17 protein-coding genes are annotated in these 16,747 nt (G+C 61.8%); 5 read left to right on the forward strand and 12 right to left on the reverse strand.

Features of this window, described 5'->3' with window-relative positions; genetic code table 11:
• Positions 1-2: 2 nt before the first annotated feature.
• Together cofE and I6E56_RS03845 are read right to left on the reverse strand one after the other, a co-directional pair.
• The gene (gene cofE / locus I6E56_RS03840; RefSeq protein WP_197136168.1) at positions 3-791 is read right to left on the reverse strand and encodes a coenzyme F420-0:L-glutamate ligase; all 789 of its coding nucleotides are present in this window, start codon (positions 789-791) and stop codon (positions 3-5) included.
• A gap of 38 nt (positions 792-829) precedes the next feature.
• Positions 830-1,843, reverse strand: coding sequence for a TIGR03557 family F420-dependent LLM class oxidoreductase (locus I6E56_RS03845; RefSeq protein ID WP_197136171.1), 1,014 nt, complete (start codon positions 1,841-1,843; stop codon positions 830-832).
• A 111-nt stretch (positions 1,844-1,954) separates the two neighbouring features.
• On the opposite strand from I6E56_RS03845, the gene I6E56_RS03850 reads away from it, so the two are divergent.
• From I6E56_RS03850 to I6E56_RS03860, 3 genes are all read left to right on the forward strand, one after another.
• Positions 1,955-2,743 (forward strand): alpha/beta hydrolase, encoded by a 789-nt coding sequence (locus tag I6E56_RS03850; RefSeq protein ID WP_307842755.1) that lies wholly within the window; start codon positions 1,955-1,957, stop codon positions 2,741-2,743.
• Positions 2,744-3,132: 389 nt separating this feature from the next.
• The gene (locus tag I6E56_RS03855; protein ID WP_197136172.1) at positions 3,133-3,411 is read left to right on the forward strand and encodes a hypothetical protein; all 279 of its coding nucleotides are present in this window, start codon (positions 3,133-3,135) and stop codon (positions 3,409-3,411) included.
• Positions 3,412-3,563: 152 nt separating this feature from the next.
• Positions 3,564-4,004, forward strand: a complete 441-nt coding sequence (locus tag I6E56_RS03860) for an Hsp20/alpha crystallin family protein (protein WP_197136173.1) — start codon at positions 3,564-3,566, stop codon at positions 4,002-4,004.
• 138 nt (positions 4,005-4,142) lie between these two features.
• Here the strand turns inward: I6E56_RS03860 and fgd are convergent, their stop codons facing one another.
• The 3 genes from fgd to I6E56_RS03875 form a co-directional block, all read right to left on the reverse strand.
• A complete protein-coding gene (gene fgd / locus I6E56_RS03865; protein ID WP_197136174.1) occupies positions 4,143-5,159 on the reverse strand; it encodes a glucose-6-phosphate dehydrogenase (coenzyme-F420) in 1,017 nt (338 codons plus the stop codon).
• A gap of 18 nt (positions 5,160-5,177) precedes the next feature.
• Positions 5,178-5,666, reverse strand: coding sequence for a pantetheine-phosphate adenylyltransferase (coaD, locus tag I6E56_RS03870; protein WP_197123952.1), 489 nt, complete (start codon positions 5,664-5,666; stop codon positions 5,178-5,180).
• 144 nt (positions 5,667-5,810) lie between these two features.
• Complete coding sequence (locus I6E56_RS03875; protein WP_231606418.1) at positions 5,811-7,925, reverse strand: ATP-dependent DNA helicase RecG; 2,115 nt, start codon at positions 7,923-7,925, stop codon at positions 5,811-5,813.
• Positions 7,926-8,097: 172 nt separating this feature from the next.
• Between I6E56_RS03875 and rsmD the strand changes: the two genes are divergently transcribed.
• Positions 8,098-8,670, forward strand: a complete 573-nt coding sequence (gene rsmD / locus I6E56_RS03880; RefSeq protein WP_197136176.1) for a 16S rRNA (guanine(966)-N(2))-methyltransferase RsmD — start codon at positions 8,098-8,100, stop codon at positions 8,668-8,670.
• 71 nt (positions 8,671-8,741) lie between these two features.
• Here the strand turns inward: rsmD and thiL are convergent, their stop codons facing one another.
• Positions 8,742-9,734: a thiamine-phosphate kinase gene (gene thiL, locus I6E56_RS03885; RefSeq protein ID WP_197136177.1), complete on the reverse strand. Its 993-nt coding sequence runs from the start codon at positions 9,732-9,734 to the stop codon at positions 8,742-8,744.
• Positions 9,735-9,757: 23 nt separating this feature from the next.
• Here thiL and I6E56_RS03890 point away from each other — a divergent pair, with 23 nt between their 5' ends.
• On the forward strand, positions 9,758-10,309 hold the full coding sequence (locus tag I6E56_RS03890; protein ID WP_197136179.1) for a DUF3515 family protein: 552 nt from the start codon (positions 9,758-9,760) through the stop codon (positions 10,307-10,309).
• Positions 10,310-10,315: 6 nt separating this feature from the next.
• Here the strand turns inward: I6E56_RS03890 and I6E56_RS03895 are convergent, their stop codons facing one another.
• Genes I6E56_RS03895 through leuC form a run of 6 tightly spaced genes read right to left on the reverse strand, consistent with a single transcriptional unit; the run spans position 10,316 to position 16,664 of the window.
• Positions 10,316-11,416 (reverse strand): D-alanine--D-alanine ligase family protein, encoded by a 1,101-nt coding sequence (locus tag I6E56_RS03895; protein WP_197136181.1) that lies wholly within the window; start codon positions 11,414-11,416, stop codon positions 10,316-10,318.
• Positions 11,417-11,419: 3 nt separating this feature from the next.
• Entirely contained in the window at positions 11,420-12,451 is a 1,032-nt protein-coding gene (locus I6E56_RS03900; protein ID WP_197106094.1) for an NAD(P)H-dependent glycerol-3-phosphate dehydrogenase, read from the reverse strand.
• Between the two features lies 1 nt (position 12,452).
• A complete protein-coding gene (locus tag I6E56_RS03905; RefSeq protein WP_307842756.1) occupies positions 12,453-13,193 on the reverse strand; it encodes a lysophospholipid acyltransferase family protein in 741 nt (246 codons plus the stop codon).
• A 37-nt stretch (positions 13,194-13,230) separates the two neighbouring features.
• Positions 13,231-14,598: a UDP-N-acetylglucosamine 1-carboxyvinyltransferase gene (murA, locus tag I6E56_RS03910; protein ID WP_197136182.1), complete on the reverse strand. Its 1,368-nt coding sequence runs from the start codon at positions 14,596-14,598 to the stop codon at positions 13,231-13,233.
• Positions 14,599-14,607: 9 nt separating this feature from the next.
• The gene (gene leuD, locus I6E56_RS03915; RefSeq protein ID WP_197136183.1) at positions 14,608-15,204 is read right to left on the reverse strand and encodes a 3-isopropylmalate dehydratase small subunit; all 597 of its coding nucleotides are present in this window, start codon (positions 15,202-15,204) and stop codon (positions 14,608-14,610) included.
• Positions 15,204-16,664, reverse strand: a complete 1,461-nt coding sequence (leuC, locus tag I6E56_RS03920; RefSeq protein WP_197136184.1) for a 3-isopropylmalate dehydratase large subunit — start codon at positions 16,662-16,664, stop codon at positions 15,204-15,206. The genes leuD and leuC overlap by 1 nt, the downstream gene beginning before the upstream one ends.
• Positions 16,665-16,747: the final 83 nt, after the last annotated feature.

Below are 16,747 nucleotides of genomic sequence, written 5' to 3' on the forward strand. Positions count from 1 at the left end.
GTTTAGTCTTCTTTAGTTTGGGCGGCGTCGAGGGCCTCGTCGAAGCCCGCCATCCAGGCCTCTTTCGTGCCCAGACTGAACATGTCTTCGGGGCCCGACCGCACGAGCGAACGTGCACCAGGAGCATCGAGATCGGTGACGTGCTGGCCAAGGCCGCGGATGACCGCAACGGGTAATCCCCCAGCCTTGCCTTTGACCAAGTCCGTAGCGGCAGCAACTTCGTCGGCGAGCGCCGTGACGCTCACCGCAAGCGGACGGCCCGAAGCATCCGCGGTGCCACGCAAATCATCAAGAACATGGATGCCCGCCGCACCAATCGCAATGTCAGCCTGGCCCTTGCGCCAGGGCCTGCCCACGGTATCGGTGATCACGATGCCCACCGTTACCCCGAAACGTTCGCGTAGTCCGGAACAGAGCTCGCGCGCCGTGGCATCGGGATCGAGCGGGAGCAGCAGAACGATGCCATCAGGGGTGTTGCTGGAATCGACGCCCGCCGCCGCCATCACGAGCCCGAGACGGTTTTCGACAATGCGAGTGACTCCGTTGGGGTGCTCGCGGGATGCCACAATCCGCACGGTTTCGTCAGTGATGGCTTGCTCGCGATCAGCGGCCTCCACCGAACGCCCTTCGGCCTTGCTCACGATTTTGGAGGTCACGGTGAGGATATCGCCATCGGCGAGCCCCCCAGAGTTCACGTCGTCAGAGTCGGCAATGAGCGCAGCGGCAATCGCCTCAAGCAGGTTGTCACCGGACTGAATTTCGGGGATGCCGGGCACAGCCCATGCGCTCATTCTCACGCGTCTAGTCTGCGGCATTGACGGCGCGGCCACTACTTGCGCAGCGCCGGCAGCACGTCGCGCCCGAAGACGGTGAGGAACTCGCGCTGATTGCGTCCGACGTTGTGGAGGTAGATGCGGTCGAATCCGAGATCGAGGTAGCTCTGGATGTAGGCACGGTGCACGTCTGGATCGGCGCTCACGGGCATCCGCCCTTCGAAGTCTTCTGGGCGCACCATGCGGGCGAGCTGTTCGAGCTCAAACGGTGAGCGGATGTCGTTCTTAGCGAACCGCAAACCACCGTTCGGCCATTCGATGAGCGCGTTGCGCATGGCCTGCTCATCTGTTTCGGCCCAGCTCAAGTGCAACCGCAGTACGCGGCTCTGAGTTTCGGGCTTGCGGCCCGCTTCGCGCGCTCCTTCGGCGAATCGTTTGAGCAGCATGTCGACTTTCTCGAGGGGTGCTGCTTCGGTGATGAGACCGTCGACGGTTTTGCCCGCACGCTTGGCGGCGACGGGGCCCGCTGTCGCAACGAGGATCTCGGGCGCGACTTCGGGCATGGTCCAGAGGCGTGTCGATTCGAGCCGATAGAACTGGCCTTCGTGGCGCACATCTTTGTTGCCGAGACCCGAAGCAAACAGTTTCTTGATGATCTCGACGGCTTCGAACATGCGGTTAATGCGTTCGGGGGCTTCTGGCCAGTACTGGCCGACGATGTGTTCGTTAATGGCTTCGCCGCTGCCGAGCCCGAGCCAGTGCCGACCGGGATTCATCGCGGCTAGCGTCGCCGAGGCTTGAGCGACCATTGCCGGATGCCACCGAAAGGTGGGTGCGGTAACTCCGGTACCGAGGTCGCCGGTCGTAGCCTCGCCCAAAGCGCTCAGCACGTTCCACACGAAGGATGCCTGCCCCTGCTGTGGAATCCACGGCTGGTAGTGGTCCGCCGCCATCACGCCGCGAAATCCTTGCGTTTCTGCATACTGCGCGAACTCCATGACTTCGCGCGGATGGAACCGTTCGAGCATGGCGGCGTAGCCGATGTGGGGTGCAGCAACTGTCACGGGCATCCGTCTATTGTGGCGTGCATTGCGCCCTTCGTGCTGCACCCGGCTTTCAGAGCATTGAATTGCCGTCGCGACGAGCGGATAATGGGGCGATCTACTCACTGAGGAGTCGGCATGAATCTGGGCGCGTTTTCGACCAGCACCGCTAGTCCACTCATGCACGTCATTCTCATTCCAGGGTTCTGGCTCGACGAAGCGTCGTGGGCACCCATCACCCAGTCGCTGCGCGCTGCTGGCTACACCGTTCATCCGCTGACGCTTCCCGGTCTTCACCGCGACGACACCGACCGAGCAACCATCACCCTGGCCGACCATGTTGCCGCCGTGGTGGCGGTGGTCGACGGCCTCACTCGAGACTACGACTGCGAGGATGATGCAGCGCACGCCCAAACAGCACCTCATATTGTGCTCGTGGCCCACAGCGGTGGCGGCCCCATCGCCCACGCTGTTGCGGATGCTCGCCCCACTTGCCTCGCCCGCATCGTGCACGTTGACACGGTGCCGCTCCCCCACGGGATGCCGATCAACGCCGACCTTCCGACGATTGATGGTGAGATTCCGCTGCCCGATTGGGCGGTATTCGACGACGAAGACCTTGTTGATCTCACCGCTGAGCTGCGGGCCACCTTTCGGGAGATGGCGATTCCGCAGCCCGCTCGCGTGGCCAGCGACCCGCAAAATCTGTCGACTCCGGCACGGTTTAGCGTTCCCGCCACAGTGATTTGTTGTGAGTTCACGAGCGAACAATTGCGGTCATGGATGCGCGACTCTGAGCCATTCGCCTCAGAGCTTGCACGCCTCGACGACCTCGAACTCGTTGACCTCCCCACCGGGCACTGGCCACAGTTCACGAAGCCAGCGGAACTTGCCGAAGTAATCATCACGGCTGTGCATCGCAGCTAAATAGGGTCTTGTTCTCAACGAGCACCCGTCCTACACTGAGCAAACGCCAACTATTGAAAGGAGCCTGACGTGTTTACGTTCACCATTACGAAGAACCCCACTACCGCCGGCTCCGTCGGCACCCTCACCGCCTAACCGGTTAGCGTTCTCCGCTCACCGGTTCTGACGGTGGCGGCGCTCACGGAGCACACGACCCAACTCGATCATCACGAGACCGCGTTCGACTGACGAGTCGGCACACCCTCACTGAGGATGCGCAGCACGCACAGTGATGATCACCCCTTCTCTAGCGACTCGCGATCGCTGAAGGATGCCGTTGGGTCGCCACCTGAAACAGCGCGCTTTGGCGCGCCATCCGCAACCTCTCTCTGTCACGAAAGTTTTCCATCATGAATGAACTACTGGCGGCCTCGAAAGACCGCCACGCCCATCCGCCCGAACCTGACCCCGTCGAGCAGCCCACAACTCGGGCAGTACGCCGTGTTGGTCCGATCGACCGGCTCGCTCTGCACCTCGGCGTCGCTCTCATCACGTGGAGCCGCCGGCCCGGCCGTGCCCGCGGTCACGCAAGGACTGCGGCGAGGGCTCAGCACCAGTTGAGCCGCGAACGGCTGGAACAAGCGCGAGCGCGCGAGGAGCAGAACTATCCGCGGTTCATCATCCGCTGAATTCGCCGCACTCGACCGCCGCTGGATCTCTCCGGCGGCGGTCGTTTCGTTCTCAGCGAATATGAAGCGAAATTTCTTGGCACTCTCAGGCCGAGAATGCTAATTTTTGATTGTTGAGTCACGGTGACTCAACTTTGAGAAAGGGGTTCCCCATGACACTGTCATTTGATCCTTTTGCCGAACTCGACCGGCTCACCGCAGCAGCCCAGTCCCGCGTCGGCGCCCAGCTGATGCCGGTTGATCTGTACCGTCAGGCGGACGAGTACGTCCTCACCGCCGACCTTCCGGGCATCGATCCCGGTTCCGTTGACGTCGACGTTGATGGCCAGTTGCTCACCATTCGCGCCGAACGCACCGCTGGCGAACGCGAGGGAGCCAAGTGGCTCTCTCAGGAACGTCGCTATGGTTCTTACCTGCGCCAGTTCAGCATTGGCGCTGGCATCGACCGCGACAACATCAGCGCCAGCTACGACAATGGCGTCTTGAGCGTCATTATTCCGGTCTCCGAGAAGGCAAAACCTCGAAAGATTGAGGTCAGCACCAACTCGGCGAACCAGGCTCGTTCAAGCGAAAAAGTCGCCGTCACGAGCTAGCTGACACCGGAACGTCGCCGCGTTCGACGGTGGCGCACAACAACGATGGGCGGATGCTTCACGCATCCGCCCATCGTTGGTTAAGCCTGTCGCACTAGGGCCGTGCTCTCGCGCGATCCGCTGCGGTCAGAACGCGAGTTACAGCGCCCGCAATCGCGGAGCAATGTCGCGCTCGAAGAGCTCAAGGAATCGGCGCTGGTCGTTGCCGGGCGCGTGGAAGACGAGGTGGTTGAGGCCGGCATCCACATAGGGACGAATCTCTTCCACAATCTTGTCGGGATCATTGCCCACGATCCACCGCGAAGCGATCTGCTCAATGGGCAGAGCATCGGCGGCACGTTCCATCTCGATGGGGTCAGTGATGTCGTGCTTCTGCTCCTTCGAGAGAGCAAGTGGCGCCCAGAAACGCGTGTTTTCGAGGGCTACGTCGGCATCGGTGTCATACGAGAGCTTGATTTCGATCATCCGGTCGATGTCTTCGAATTTGCGGTCGACCTTGGCTGCGCCCTCTTTCACGCCGGGGATCAGCGCGTCGTTGTAGAGCTCCATGCCCTTGCCCGAGGTGCAGATAAAGCCATCTCCGGCACGGCCGGCGTAGCGCGCCACCATGGGGCCACCGGCAGCGATATAGATCGGGATGGGCTGGTCAGGGCGGTCATAAATGCTCGCGTCGTGAGTGGAGTAGTACTCCCCTTCGAACGAAACGCGATCCTCGGTCCAGAGCGCTCGCATAAGGCGCACCGACTCGCGCAAGCGAGCGAAGCGCTCTTTGAACTCGGGCCACTCTTGCTCACCGGCACCACGGAATCCGGTGGCAATTTCATTCAGAGCCTCACCAGAACCAACACCCAACATGATGCGCCCCGGGTAGAGGCAACCCATCGTCGCGAACGCTTGAGCAAGCACAGCCGGGTTGTAACGGAAGGTGGGAGTCATCACACTCGTGCCGATACGGATCGTGCTGGTGCGCTCCCCCACCGCGGCCATCCAGGTCAGCGAGAACGGAGCATGTCCGCCTTCGTGACGCCACGGCTGGAAGTGGTCGCTAACCGCAACACTCTCCATGCCGTGTGCTTCTGCGGCCACCGCGATCTCAACGAGTTCACGCGGGGCAAATTGTTCTGCTGACGCTTTGTATCCGAGGGTGAGTGTCATAAACCCATTGTGCCGGTGTTAGTCGCGCGGCGCTTGCAAAAACTCAGAAACCGAACGCGGAACATAGGGCGCGACGTCTCCGCCAAGCGCGGCAACCTGGCGCACCAGCGAACTAGACACGTGCGCATGAGCGGGGTTCGGCAGCATGAAAATCGTCTCTACCCCGGCGAGGTCGCGGTTGACGATCGCCATGGGCGTTTCGTACGCGACATCTACTTGAGAACGGATGCCCTTGATGATGACACTCGCCCCGACATCGGTGCAGTAGTCAACGAGAAGGCCCATACTCCAGCTAGTTACAAGGATGTTGCCCTCGAGGTGGGCGTCGGCAACGGCCTGCTCGATGAGCGAGACGCGTTGCGCAATCGGCAAAAGCGCGGTCTTGCCCGGGTTGTGCACGACGAGAACGTGCACTTCGTCAAAGGTTTTCGCTGCCCGCTCAATCACATCGAGGTGGCCAAGGGTGACAGGGTCAAACGACCCAGGAACAACAGCGATCCGACTCATGCTCCCACGATAGCCGCTCAGTGCTCATTGGCGCGTGGGAGTTCGCTGTGCGGGGAAATCTGGCGCAACACAGCAAAGCGCGCGGGTGGGAGCGCTGCCTGCCGCGGGCCGGTGTTCGAGCGCGCAAGCTTGCGAGCGGATGCGCTAGTTCTTGCCGAGGAACGCTTCGGCACTTTCGTCAAGCCGACGCTTGAGTGCTTCGGCGAGCGCCGGATGCTCTGCCAAGGTCGGGTCTGCGACCAACAGCCCCTGAGCCGCCTCGCGCGCTTCGGTGATGAGTTGACCGTCGTTGGCCACTCGCAGCAGCTTGAGGCTCGAACGCCCACCCGACTGCACGCCGCCAAGCACATCGCCTTCGCGGCGCAGCTCAAGGTCTTTGTTGGCGAGTTCGAAACCATCGAGGGTGGATGCCACAGCCTCAACGCGTTCGCGCGCCAACGACTCCACCTCGGCTGCCGTGACGAACAGGCACAGCCCCGGAACCCCACCACGACCAACCCGGCCGCGCAACTGGTGCAACTGAGAGACCCCGAAACGATCAGCGTCGAGCACAACCATCACCGAGGCGTTCGGCACGTCGACACCCACTTCGATGACCGTCGTCGCGACGAGCACATCAATGTCGCCCGCGGCGAAGGCGCGCATGAGCTCGTCTTTCTCCTCGCTCGAGAGCTTGCCGTGGAGCGCCTCGATCCGCTTGCCCGCGAGAACCTTGTTGCTGCGGAGCGACGCCAGCACCTCGGTCACGTTGGCGATCGGGCGCGGTGGTCCGGCATCCGGATCATCGGAGACAGCGGGCGCCGGCTCACTGCCGGGCTCTTCAGTTTTGGCGTCAATGGCGGGGCACACAACGAAGCCTTGACGACCGATGGCGAGTTCTTCTGCCAGTCGCTGCCAGACGCGCGACACCCAGCCTGGTTTTTCGGCGAGGGGCACGACGTGACTGCTGATGGGCTGACGGCCAGCGGGCAACTCAGCAATCGAGGAGATATCGAGGTCGCCGAACACGGTCATCGCAACCGTGCGCGGGATGGGCGTTGCCGTGAGCACCAGAACGTGGGGAGGCTTCGCGCCCTTGAGCCGCAGCGCTTCGCGCTGGTCGACGCCGAAACGGTGTTGCTCATCAACGACGACGAGACCGAGATCGACAAACGTGACCGCGTCGCCCAGGAGGGCGTGCGTGCCGATCACGATGCGAGAAGCCCCCGACACGGTCGCCAGCAGCGCCTTCTTGCGCTCTGCTGTCGGCAGCTGGCCTGTGATGAGGGTCGGGCGCAGTTCGGCCGCGAGATCGGGGCCCAGCGTGCGGATGATCGAACGGAAATGTTGATGCGCCAAAACCTCAGTGGGAGCCAGCAACGCTGATTGCCCACCCGATTGCGCGACCGCGAGCATCGCCCGCAGCGCGACCAGAGTCTTGCCGGAACCCACCTCACCCTGCACGAGCCGATTCATCGGAACCGGCTGCGCCATGTCGTGGAAGATTTCCTCCCCCACGGTTTGCTGATCGCCCGTGAGCGTGAACGGCAACGCTGCGTCGAAGCCTTCGAGCAGTGGGCCGGCCGTGCGTGCGATGGCTTCCGATTCGCGCTGTTTCTGACGCTGTTGCAGAAGCGCCGCCTGCAGAACGAATGCTTCCTGAAAACGCAGGGTGTCGCGAGCTGCCCGCCAGTCCGAGTCAACCTTCGGGCGGTGCACTTGCTCAAGCGCCTTCGCAAACGGAAGCAACTCGCGTTCGCGACGAACGGCATCCGGAACCGGGTCATCAAGCGGGCCAAGCGTATCGAGCACGACCTCGACGGCTTTCTGAATTTGCCAACTCGCGACCGTCGACGTCGCCGGATAAATGGGGATCGGCTGCTCGGCCCATGACTTGGCCTGCTCGGGCTTCTTGAGCTCGAGAGCATCCCGGTCAAAGAGTTCGTAGTCGGGGTGAGCGAGCTGGCGCGTGCCACGATATTGGCCAACCTTGCCCGCAAAGATTCCACGCACCCCCGGCGTCAACTCATTGGCACGCCAGGCCTGATTGAAGAACGTGAGAGTCAGGATGCCCGTGCCGTCGCTGATCGACACCTCAAGAATCGAGCCGCGCTTGTTGCGCATCGGACGATTGCGCACCTCGCGCACTTCTGCGACGATCGTGACTGCCTCATCCAACGGCAACTGGGCCAACGCAGTCAGCTCGCCTCGCCGCGCATACCGCCGCGGATAGTGGGTCATCAGATCGCCGACCGTGAGCAAGCCAAGACCGCGCTGCATCGAGGTAGCGGTGCGCCCGCCCAAGACGGCGCTGAGCTTCTGATCAAGGGGCGAGGTCACCCTAGAAGAGTACCGGGGACCACTGGCGTTTGCCCCGCCCTCGGGCTCGCCCACCCGTCACCACGCGAGCCCCGAGCGCCCGCCCGCTCACCCCGGCTAGGCTCGACACGCTATGACACGCATAATCGCCGGGTATGCCGGCTCCCTCACCATCGCCGTACCGAGCGCGGGCACTCGCCCCACAAGCGACCGCCTGCGCGAAGCGATCTTCTCCGCGCTCGAAGCCCGCGACGCGATCGAAGGCGCCCGCGTGCTCGACCTCTACGCCGGCACCGGAGCGCTCGGGCTCGAGTCCGCCTCGCGCGGCGCACCCCACGTCACCCTCGTCGAGAACAACGCTCGCGCCGCCGCCACCTGCCGCAAGAACGCGACCCTCATCGCGGCAAAGGCTCCGCGCGGATCAAAGCCGATCATTCTTACCGCCGCTCGCGCTGTGCACACGTTCTTAGAGACATCCGGTGATCAGTGGGATCTCGTCTTCATCGACCCGCCCTACGAACTCGGCAACGGTGAACTGCTGGTAGCGCTCGAACTGCTCGCGAGCCAGCTCAGCCCCGACGCCCTCGTGATCGTCGAACGCAGCTCGCGCGACCCCGAACCGGAGTGGCCCGCTGGGCTCGAACTCGACCGGCGCAAAGACTACGGCGACACCACGCTCTACTGGGTTCAGCCGACCGAGGCATAGCCAGCCAGCACTTCGGCGATCAGCACTTCTGCGATCAGGATCCGCCGTCAGACAGGGTCCGCCCACTGTGACTAGCCGACGGCGCCATCCCAGCCCGCATAGGGATCCCAACCGCCGCGCTCGGTGTAGGCAACGCCATCGACAAGCACGCCCTCGCCTTCGACGACGCGACCAATCGCGCGGAATCCTGCGGGCAGCGGGGTGGATTCCGGGAACGTCGCGAGCAATGAGTGGTCTTCCCCACCGTCGAGCTGCGCCCGGCCTCCCACCGCTTCGGATGACAAATCAAGCCCAACGCCACTAGCGGTGGCAACGCGGCGAGCATCGATCGCGAGCCCGTCGCTCAGGTCGAGCATGGCCGTGGCTCCTCCGATAGCGGCGGCTTTGCCGTCCGCGATCGGGGGCGCTGGCCTGAGTTGGGCGGCGATGGCATCGGGATGCGTTGTCGCGAGGGCTGCGGCGGCTGCGGCATCCGGTTCGCCATCAACGACGCCCTCAGTGAACAACAACCGCAAGCCCTCAGCCGCGAGGCCGAGCGTGCCCGAGACGGCGATCACGTCGCCGGCTTGGGCACCAGAACGCAGAACCGGGGCGCGCCCTTCGAGATCACCAAAGGCCGTGATGACAATCGTGAGCACTGTGGAGACCGAGAGGTCGCCGCCGATTACACCGCTGCCGGGAGCAAGCGTCTCGCAGCCCTCGCGCAGGCCGTCGGCGATTGCTTCAAGCGCCGAGACGGGGGTGTCGTTGGGTGCCGCAATTGCGACCACGAGACCGGTGGGAACCGCCCCCATCGCTGCGACATCCGACAAATTTGTGGCAGCAGCTTTCCAGCCGAGATCGTACGGAGACGACCACGCCAGCCGAAAGTCTGGGCCATGAATCATCATGTCCGTCGTGATCACGACACGCTTGTCTGGCGTTGCCAACACGGCAGAGTCATCGCCCGGGCCGAGAAGCTCCGCCTCAGCAGAAGGCAGTCGCGGAAAGATGCGCTTCAGCGCGGCAAGCTCGCCCACGCCGCCGAGAGTGTCAAGGGTCTCGCTCGCGCGGTCAATCGTCATATTCTCACGGTAGCCTGAAGGCGATGAGAACGACGACCCGCACCCCCATAATCGCCATGCTCGCGATGATTCCTTTGCTAGCAACGCTGGGCGGATGCGCGGCGATTGTTCCCCTGGAGCCTGCGGATGACGCCGCCAACCCATCCTGCGCCGACGTCATCGTGCGTCTCCCCGACACTGTCGCTGGTCTCGACAAGCGCGAGACCAATGCTCAGGGCACGGGAGCGTGGGGAGAACCGGCCATGATCTTGTTACGCTGCGGCGTTGCAGTGCCTGATCCCACCGCCGAACTCGCCTGCGTCACCGCGCCCGAAGACGGCATCGACTGGCTGCGCGATGACAGCGACGCCCCCAACTACGTCTTCACCTCTTACGGCCGCGATCCCGCCGTGCAGGTCATCGTCGACAGCGACGGCGACCCTGATATCGATGGTGACGAGGTCTCGGGCTTTGACGCGCTCAGTCAACTTGCCGCTGCCGTCAGTCAGGTACCGGCCGACAGCTTTTGCGTTGGATTCTCCGACACTATTGCGCCAACCGAGACCGCTGAGTCCAGCGACGACGAAGCCGAATAGTTCGCTCTAGCGAACGGTTTCTAGCCCGAGTTCGATGAGTTCGTCGATCAACTCGGGGTAACTCATGCCGCTTGCAGCCCAGCACTTCGGGAACATCGAGATCGGTGTGAAGCCAGGCAACGTATTGATTTCGTTGACCACAAATTCGGTGCCGTCGAAGAAGAAATCGACGCGGGCGAGCCCCGCTCCCCCGATGGATTCGAATGCCCGCGCTGCGGTGCGCTGCATTTGCCACAGTTCGCCATCCCGCAGCGGTGCTGGGCAGATCAGTTCAGCCGCAGAAACGTCGAGATACTTGGCATCGAAATCGTAGAAGTCGCGGCCGGTGACCACGATCTCGCCGGCGACACTCACGCGAGTTTCACCACCGTCGCGGCCCGACAGCACGCCACACTCAATCTCGCGGCCCGTCATCGCCTGTTCGACGAGCGCTGTGGAGTCTTCGGCAAAAGCTGTCGCAAAAGCGGCATCCAGTTCGTCGGCGCTCGACACCTTGGTCACTCCGACCGAGGAACCTGCGCGTGCAGGCTTTACAAAGACAGGGAAACCAAGACTGGATGCACGCTTGCGCCAGACATCCGGAGTGCGTTGCCACTGCTGCGCCGACACCGTCACCCACGGGGCAACAGCGACGCCGGCCGCCTCAAGCGCGAGCTTCGTGAAGTGCTTATTCATGCCCATCGCCGACGCCAGCACGCCATTGCCGACATACGGCAAACCGGTGAGCTCGATGAGTCCTTGCACTGTTCCGTCTTCGCCGAACGGGCCGTGAAGGATCGGGAAGACCACATCAACGTCACCGAGGCTACGAGTGTTGCCTTCGGCATCCGTGACCGTCAGCTGCTGAGATGCGGATGACTCGGGCCAGTGAACGCGCGTACCGTTGTCGACGACCTCGGGCATGGCCTCAGCGTTGAGCCGGAAAGCATCGGCGTCATCGGGTTGGAGCGTGAAGGCCCCCTCGCGCGTAATGCCGACTGGGATAACCGTGTACTTGTCGCGGTCGATCGCCGAAAGAACGCCGCCGGCGGTTGCGCAGCTGATGCTGTGTTCCGAAGAACGACCACCGAACAGCAGAACCACGGTTGTTGTGGGCTGGGCCGTCATCGTTTACTCCCCCTGAGGAAGATCGTCTGTGGTCAAATGTGGGGCGATATCGCGCGGCGCGAGCGTGCCAGCCAGCACTTCAGCTACTTGGCTCGCGATGGGCATATCCACGCCCTTGGAGAGCGCAAGTTCAAGGATGGGGGCAACAGACGACAGGCCTTCAGCGGTCTGGTTCATCTGCTTGATCACTTCAGAGAAGCTGTAGCCCTGACCGAGAAGACGGCCGGCAGTGTTATTGCGCGACAGCGATGACTCGCACGTTGCAATGAGGTCGCCCAGGCCGGCAAGCCCCGCGAGCGTTTCGGGCCGCGCGCCGAAAGCGACCGAGAAATCTGTCATCTCAGCGAGGCCTCGAGTAATGATCGACGCCTTGGTGTTCTCGCCGTAGCCAACACCATCCACGATTCCGATCGCCACAGCGATGAGGTTCTTGAGCACTCCGCCGAATTCGGTACCGATGACATCGGTATTCACAAAAGAACGAAAGTAGCGGTTGCGGGCCGTTACCGCGACAGCAGTCGCTGTTTCGAGGCTTGCGCTGCTCATAACCGCTGCCGTCGGCTGCTCCTTAGCAATCTCCAGAGCTAGGTTGGGGCCGGATGCCACGGCAACACGATTCGGATCGACACCGAGTTCCTGCAGGATCACTTCGCTCATCCGCGCCCCGGTGCCCTTTTCGACACCCTTCATGAGCGAGACGATAATGGCGTTTTCGGGGATGAGTTCGCGAACGATGCGCAGGTTCTCCCGCAGCGACTGCGCCGGAACCGAGAGGTACACCTGCTCGGCGCCATCCAGAACTTCATGCAGCTTGTCGCTGGCCCACAAGGAGCGCGGGAGGTTGATGCCGGGAAGATAGTCGCTATTGCGCTTGGATTGCGTGATCTCGCGTGCCAACTCGGGGCGGCGAGCCCAGAGCGCAACATCGTTGCCGCCGTCGGCCAAGATCTTGGAGAAAGTGGTGCCCCAGGAGCCCGCGCCAAGAACGGCAACACGACGAGGGGTTTCCGGCGCTCCGGCGCTACCGCTCAGCACGTTACTTGCTCTCGAATCGGCCGGTCTCGCTCTGACCATGGTCTGCGGGGTTGTACCGCGCAGCGGGAGCAGTTTCTCCCCGGATTTCTTCGAGCAGCGACGTGATGGCGATCATGAGTTTCTCCGTTACTTCAGCGAGCAATCGCGAATCCAGATTTCTGCCTTCGAACTCAGACAAATCTAGGGGTTCACCAAAACGAATGTGAACAGTCTTTCGGGGAAAAACACTAATACGTTTTGAATAGCGGGGCAGAATTTCTTGGGCGCCCCAGCTCGCCGCTGGAATCAATGGGATGCCGGCCTCGAGCGCGGTGCGTACAGCACCATGCTTTCCTCGCATAGGCCACATATCGGGCTCCCGCGTCAACGAACCCTCCGGGTACACCACAACAGCAAGCCCCTGATCAGCGATCTGACGGGCGGCCTTCAGCGGGTCGCCACTCTCCCGGCCACGCGGAACGCGTTCGACCGGAACCTGACCCGACTTCTTCAGCAGCCATCCCGCTACCGGGACTTTGAACAGCGATGCTTTTGCCATGTAGCGCGGCATCCGCCCAATCTTCCACATGGCAACGCCAATAACGACGGGGTCGATATTGCTGTAGTGATTGGGAGAGATCACAAACGCACCCTCGGCGGGCACATTGTGTGAGTCATGCAGCTTAAACTTCGCCAAGATCGTCATCGTGGGAAGCAACAAGAATGCGAGCACACGGAACGCCGCAGTCTTCTCTGACTTCACGCGTTGCGGCTTAGTTGAGCCAGAGGACACCAGCGACTTATCCTTCGTAAATGAAGTCGGCGCCGAGTGATTCAAGCTTGTCGATGAAGTGTTCGTAGCCGCGCGCAATGATTCCGATATTGCTCACGGTCGACTGGCCTTCAGCGGTCAATGCTGCGATGAGGTGACTGAAGCCACCACGCAAGTCAGGAATCTCGACATCCGCACCGTGCAATGGCGTCGGGCCGATGATGACCGCAGCTTGCTCAAGCGGGCGCCGAGGAACGCGCCGGCTAACCGACTCGATTCCTTCTTCGAACACCTCAATGTTGGCGCCCATTTCGATGAGAGCCGCCGTGAAGCCGAGACGGTTCTCATACACCGTCTCGTGTACCACCGAACGGCCCTCTGCCTGCGTAAGCGCCACGATCAACGGCTGTTGCCAGTCAGTCATGAAGCCGGGGTGTACGTCAGTCTCAACAACAACCGGCTTGAGGGCACCACCCGGGTGCCAGAAGCGAATGCCATCTTCAGCGATATCAAAAGCTCCACCCACCTTGCGGAAGATGTTCAAGAACGTCATGAGCTCTTGTTGCAGCGCGCCCTCAACGAAGATATCTCCGCCGGTAGCGAGAGCTGCGGATGCCCAGCTTGCGGCCTCATTGCGGTCGAAGAGTGCGCGGTGGTTGTAGCCGGTGAGCTTCTCGACGCCCTCAATGAAGATGACGCGGTTGGGCTCGACATTGATGATCGCGCCCATCTTTTGCAAGATGGCGATGAGATCCATGATCTCGGGCTCAATAGCTGCGCCCTTGAGCTCGGTGACGCCCTTGGCGAGAACCGCGGTAAGGAGAACCTGCTCGGTTGCGCCCACGCTCGGATAGGGCAAGTCGATATTTGCGCCGTGGAGGCCATCCGGAGCGGTGAGACGAATGCCCTCGTAGCTCTTGTCTACGACGGCACCGAAGGCGCGCAGCGCATCCAAGTGGAAGTCGATGGGACGATCGCCGATGCGGCAACCACCCAGGTCAGGGATAAGCGCTTCGCCAAGGCGGTGAAGCAACGGCCCACAGAAGAGGATCGGGATGCGGCTTGAACCAGCGAGCGCATCGATCTTTGCGAAGTGCGCTTTGAGCACGTTCTTGGGGTCAAGGGTCAGTTCACCATCGCCCGTCTCGGTGACGGTAACGCCGTACGCTTCCAGCATTCCGGTGACAACGCGAACATCGCTGATCGCGGGAACATCTTTGAGCACACTGGGAGTATCAGCGAGTAGAGCAGCCACCATTGCTTTTGTCGCAAGGTTCTTGGCACCACGTACGTTGATGCGTCCACGAAGCGGCTTTCCACCATTAATAATGATCTGGTTAGAAAGCAACCCGGTTCGCTTGGCTGCCGCTGTTGCGTCTTGAGCCAATGGATTCATCGTTTCCTCTTACTTCGCTGGCAAAGTCTTCGGACGCCATGCTTCTCGGCGACTTTCAAACTCAGTGATATCTGATTCGTTTCTCAGAGTGAGGCCGATGTCATCGAGCCCTTCGAGCAAACGCCACCTAGTGTAATCATCTATCTCGAAAGTGAACTGTGCTGATCCGGCGATAACCGATCGGGTTTCCAGATCGACGGTGACTTCGAGCTCAGGGTCGGCTTCTACGAGCGCCCACAGCGTCTCGATATCTTCTTCGGCGAGCTGCGCTGCCAGAAGGCCTTGCTTGCCAGAGTTTCCGCGGAAAATATCACCGAAGCGTGAACTAAGAACCGCCTGGAAACCGAAGTCGCGAAGCGCCCACACAGCGTGTTCTCTACTAGACCCGGTGCCGAAGTCTGAGCCTGCGATGAGAATCTTGCCGTGGCTATAAGGTTCACGGTTAAGGATGAAGTCAGGGTCTTGGCGCCAGCCGAAGAATAGCGCGTCGTCAAATCCAGTTTTGGTAACTCGTTTGAGGAACTCGGCCGGGATTATTTGGTCAGTGTCGACGTTGCTGCGCTTGAGCGGAACAGCGTTGCCACGGATGGTCGTGATCTTGTCCATTAGCGTGACTCCTCTGCGGTGGTGCTGGCCGAAACGAGTTGCTCGGGCAACGGGCTATTCTCCAAATCCCAGGGGCTGGAGAGCGTGCCACGGATGGCGGTGGCTGCGGCAACGAGCGGTGACACGAGGTGGGTACGCCCTCCCTTGCCTTGGCGGCCTTCGAAGTTGCGGTTACTGGTAGAAGCGCAGCGTTCGCCGGGAGCCAGCTGGTCGGGGTTCATGCCGAGACACATTGAGCATCCCGCAAATCGCCATTCGCCGCCAAACTCTTCCACAATCTTGTCGATTCCTTCGGCTTCAGCTTCGATGCGCACGCGAGCAGAACCCGGCACGACCATCACGCGCACGTGATCAGACTTTTTACGACCCTTGATGATCGACGCGAATGCGCGCAAGTCTTCGATGCGGCTGTTGGTGCACGAGCCCATGAAAACAGCATCCACTGCAATGTCTTTCATCGCCATGCCAGCGTCAAGCGCCATATATTCGAGGGCACGCTCGGCGGACGCACGCGCGTTGGGGTCTGCGATGTCAGCGGGCACGGGAACGTTCTCGCTGAGGGATACGCCCTGGCCGGGGTTGGTTCCCCACGTGACGAATGGCTCGAGGGTGTTCGCATCGAGGAAGACCTCGGCATCGAAAACGGCATCGTCGTCGGTGGCGAGAGTGTTCCAGTACTCAACGGCGGCATCCCAGTCGGAGCCTTCGGGAGCGTGCGCGCGACCCTTGAGGTAGTCGTAGGTGATCTGGTCCGGCGCGATCATGCCGGCGCGAGCGCCAGCCTCGATCGACATGTTGCAGATCGTCATGCGGCCCTCCATAGAGAGGGAGCGGATGGCGCTGCCGCGGAATTCGAGAACGTAACCTTGGCCACCACCGGTTCCGATCTGCGCGATGACAGCAAGGATGATGTCTTTCGCGGTGACGCCGGGGCGCAGTTCACCCTCAACGGTGATCGCCATCGTCTTGAACGCTTTGAGCGGAAGAGTCTGAGTGGCGAGCACGTGCTCGACTTCACTCGTGCCGATACCGAACGCCATCGCACCGAAGGCACCGTGGGTGCTCGTGTGCGAGTCGCCGCAGACCACGGTGATGCCGGGCATTGTCAGCCCGAGCTGCGGGCCGACAACGTGAACGATGCCCTGCTCGATGTCGCCGAGCGAGTGCAGGCGCACTCCAAACTCTTTGGCGTTATTGCGCAACGTCTGAATCTGGGTGCGACTCGTGAGGTCAGCGATCGGCTTATGGATCGCGAGAGTCGGGGTGTTGTGGTCTTCGGTCGCGATCGTGAGATCGGGGCGGCGAACGGGGCGGCCGGCCATCCGAAGTCCATCGAAAGCTTGAGGGCTCGTGACTTCGTGCACAAGGTGAAGGTCAATGTAGATAAGGTCGGGAGTGCCATCGGCACCCTTGACGACCAGATGGTCATCCCACACTTTCTCTGCCAGGGTCTTGCCCATAGCGCACCTCTTTCGAATCGACGATCGTGCCGCAAAGAGCGCGGCTCAATCTCTCTAGTCTACGCCGCGCGACAAATGCATTC

Source organism: Salinibacterium sp. NK8237 (assembly GCF_015864955.1).
GTDB lineage: Bacteria > Actinomycetota > Actinomycetes > Actinomycetales > Microbacteriaceae > Rhodoglobus.

Excerpts from the sequence above, each read along its gene's own strand:
- cofE (WP_197136168.1), bottom strand. The coding sequence starts at position 791 with ATGAGCGCATGGGCTGTGCCCGGCATCCCCGAAATTCAGTCCGGTGAC.
- I6E56_RS03845 (WP_197136171.1), bottom strand. The coding sequence starts at position 1,843 with ATGCCCGTGACAGTTGCTGCACCCCACATCGGCTACGCCGCCATGCTC.
- I6E56_RS03850 (WP_307842755.1), top strand. The coding sequence starts at position 1,955 with ATGAATCTGGGCGCGTTTTCGACCAGCACCGCTAGTCCACTCATGCAC.
- I6E56_RS03855 (WP_197136172.1), top strand. The coding sequence starts at position 3,133 with ATGAATGAACTACTGGCGGCCTCGAAAGACCGCCACGCCCATCCGCCC.
- I6E56_RS03860 (WP_197136173.1), top strand. The coding sequence starts at position 3,564 with ATGACACTGTCATTTGATCCTTTTGCCGAACTCGACCGGCTCACCGCA.
- fgd (WP_197136174.1), bottom strand. The coding sequence starts at position 5,159 with ATGACACTCACCCTCGGATACAAAGCGTCAGCAGAACAATTTGCCCCG.
- coaD (WP_197123952.1), bottom strand. The coding sequence starts at position 5,666 with ATGAGTCGGATCGCTGTTGTTCCTGGGTCGTTTGACCCTGTCACCCTT.
- I6E56_RS03875 (WP_231606418.1), bottom strand. The coding sequence starts at position 7,925 with ATGCAGCGCGGTCTTGGCTTGCTCACGGTCGGCGATCTGATGACCCAC.
- rsmD (WP_197136176.1), top strand. The coding sequence starts at position 8,098 with ATGACACGCATAATCGCCGGGTATGCCGGCTCCCTCACCATCGCCGTA.
- thiL (WP_197136177.1), bottom strand. The coding sequence starts at position 9,734 with ATGACGATTGACCGCGCGAGCGAGACCCTTGACACTCTCGGCGGCGTG.
- I6E56_RS03890 (WP_197136179.1), top strand. The coding sequence starts at position 9,758 with ATGAGAACGACGACCCGCACCCCCATAATCGCCATGCTCGCGATGATT.
- I6E56_RS03895 (WP_197136181.1), bottom strand. The coding sequence starts at position 11,416 with ATGACGGCCCAGCCCACAACAACCGTGGTTCTGCTGTTCGGTGGTCGT.
- murA (WP_197136182.1), bottom strand. The coding sequence starts at position 14,598 with ATGAATCCATTGGCTCAAGACGCAACAGCGGCAGCCAAGCGAACCGGG.
- leuD (WP_197136183.1), bottom strand. The coding sequence starts at position 15,204 with ATGGACAAGATCACGACCATCCGTGGCAACGCTGTTCCGCTCAAGCGC.
- leuC (WP_197136184.1), bottom strand. The coding sequence starts at position 16,664 with ATGGGCAAGACCCTGGCAGAGAAAGTGTGGGATGACCATCTGGTCGTC.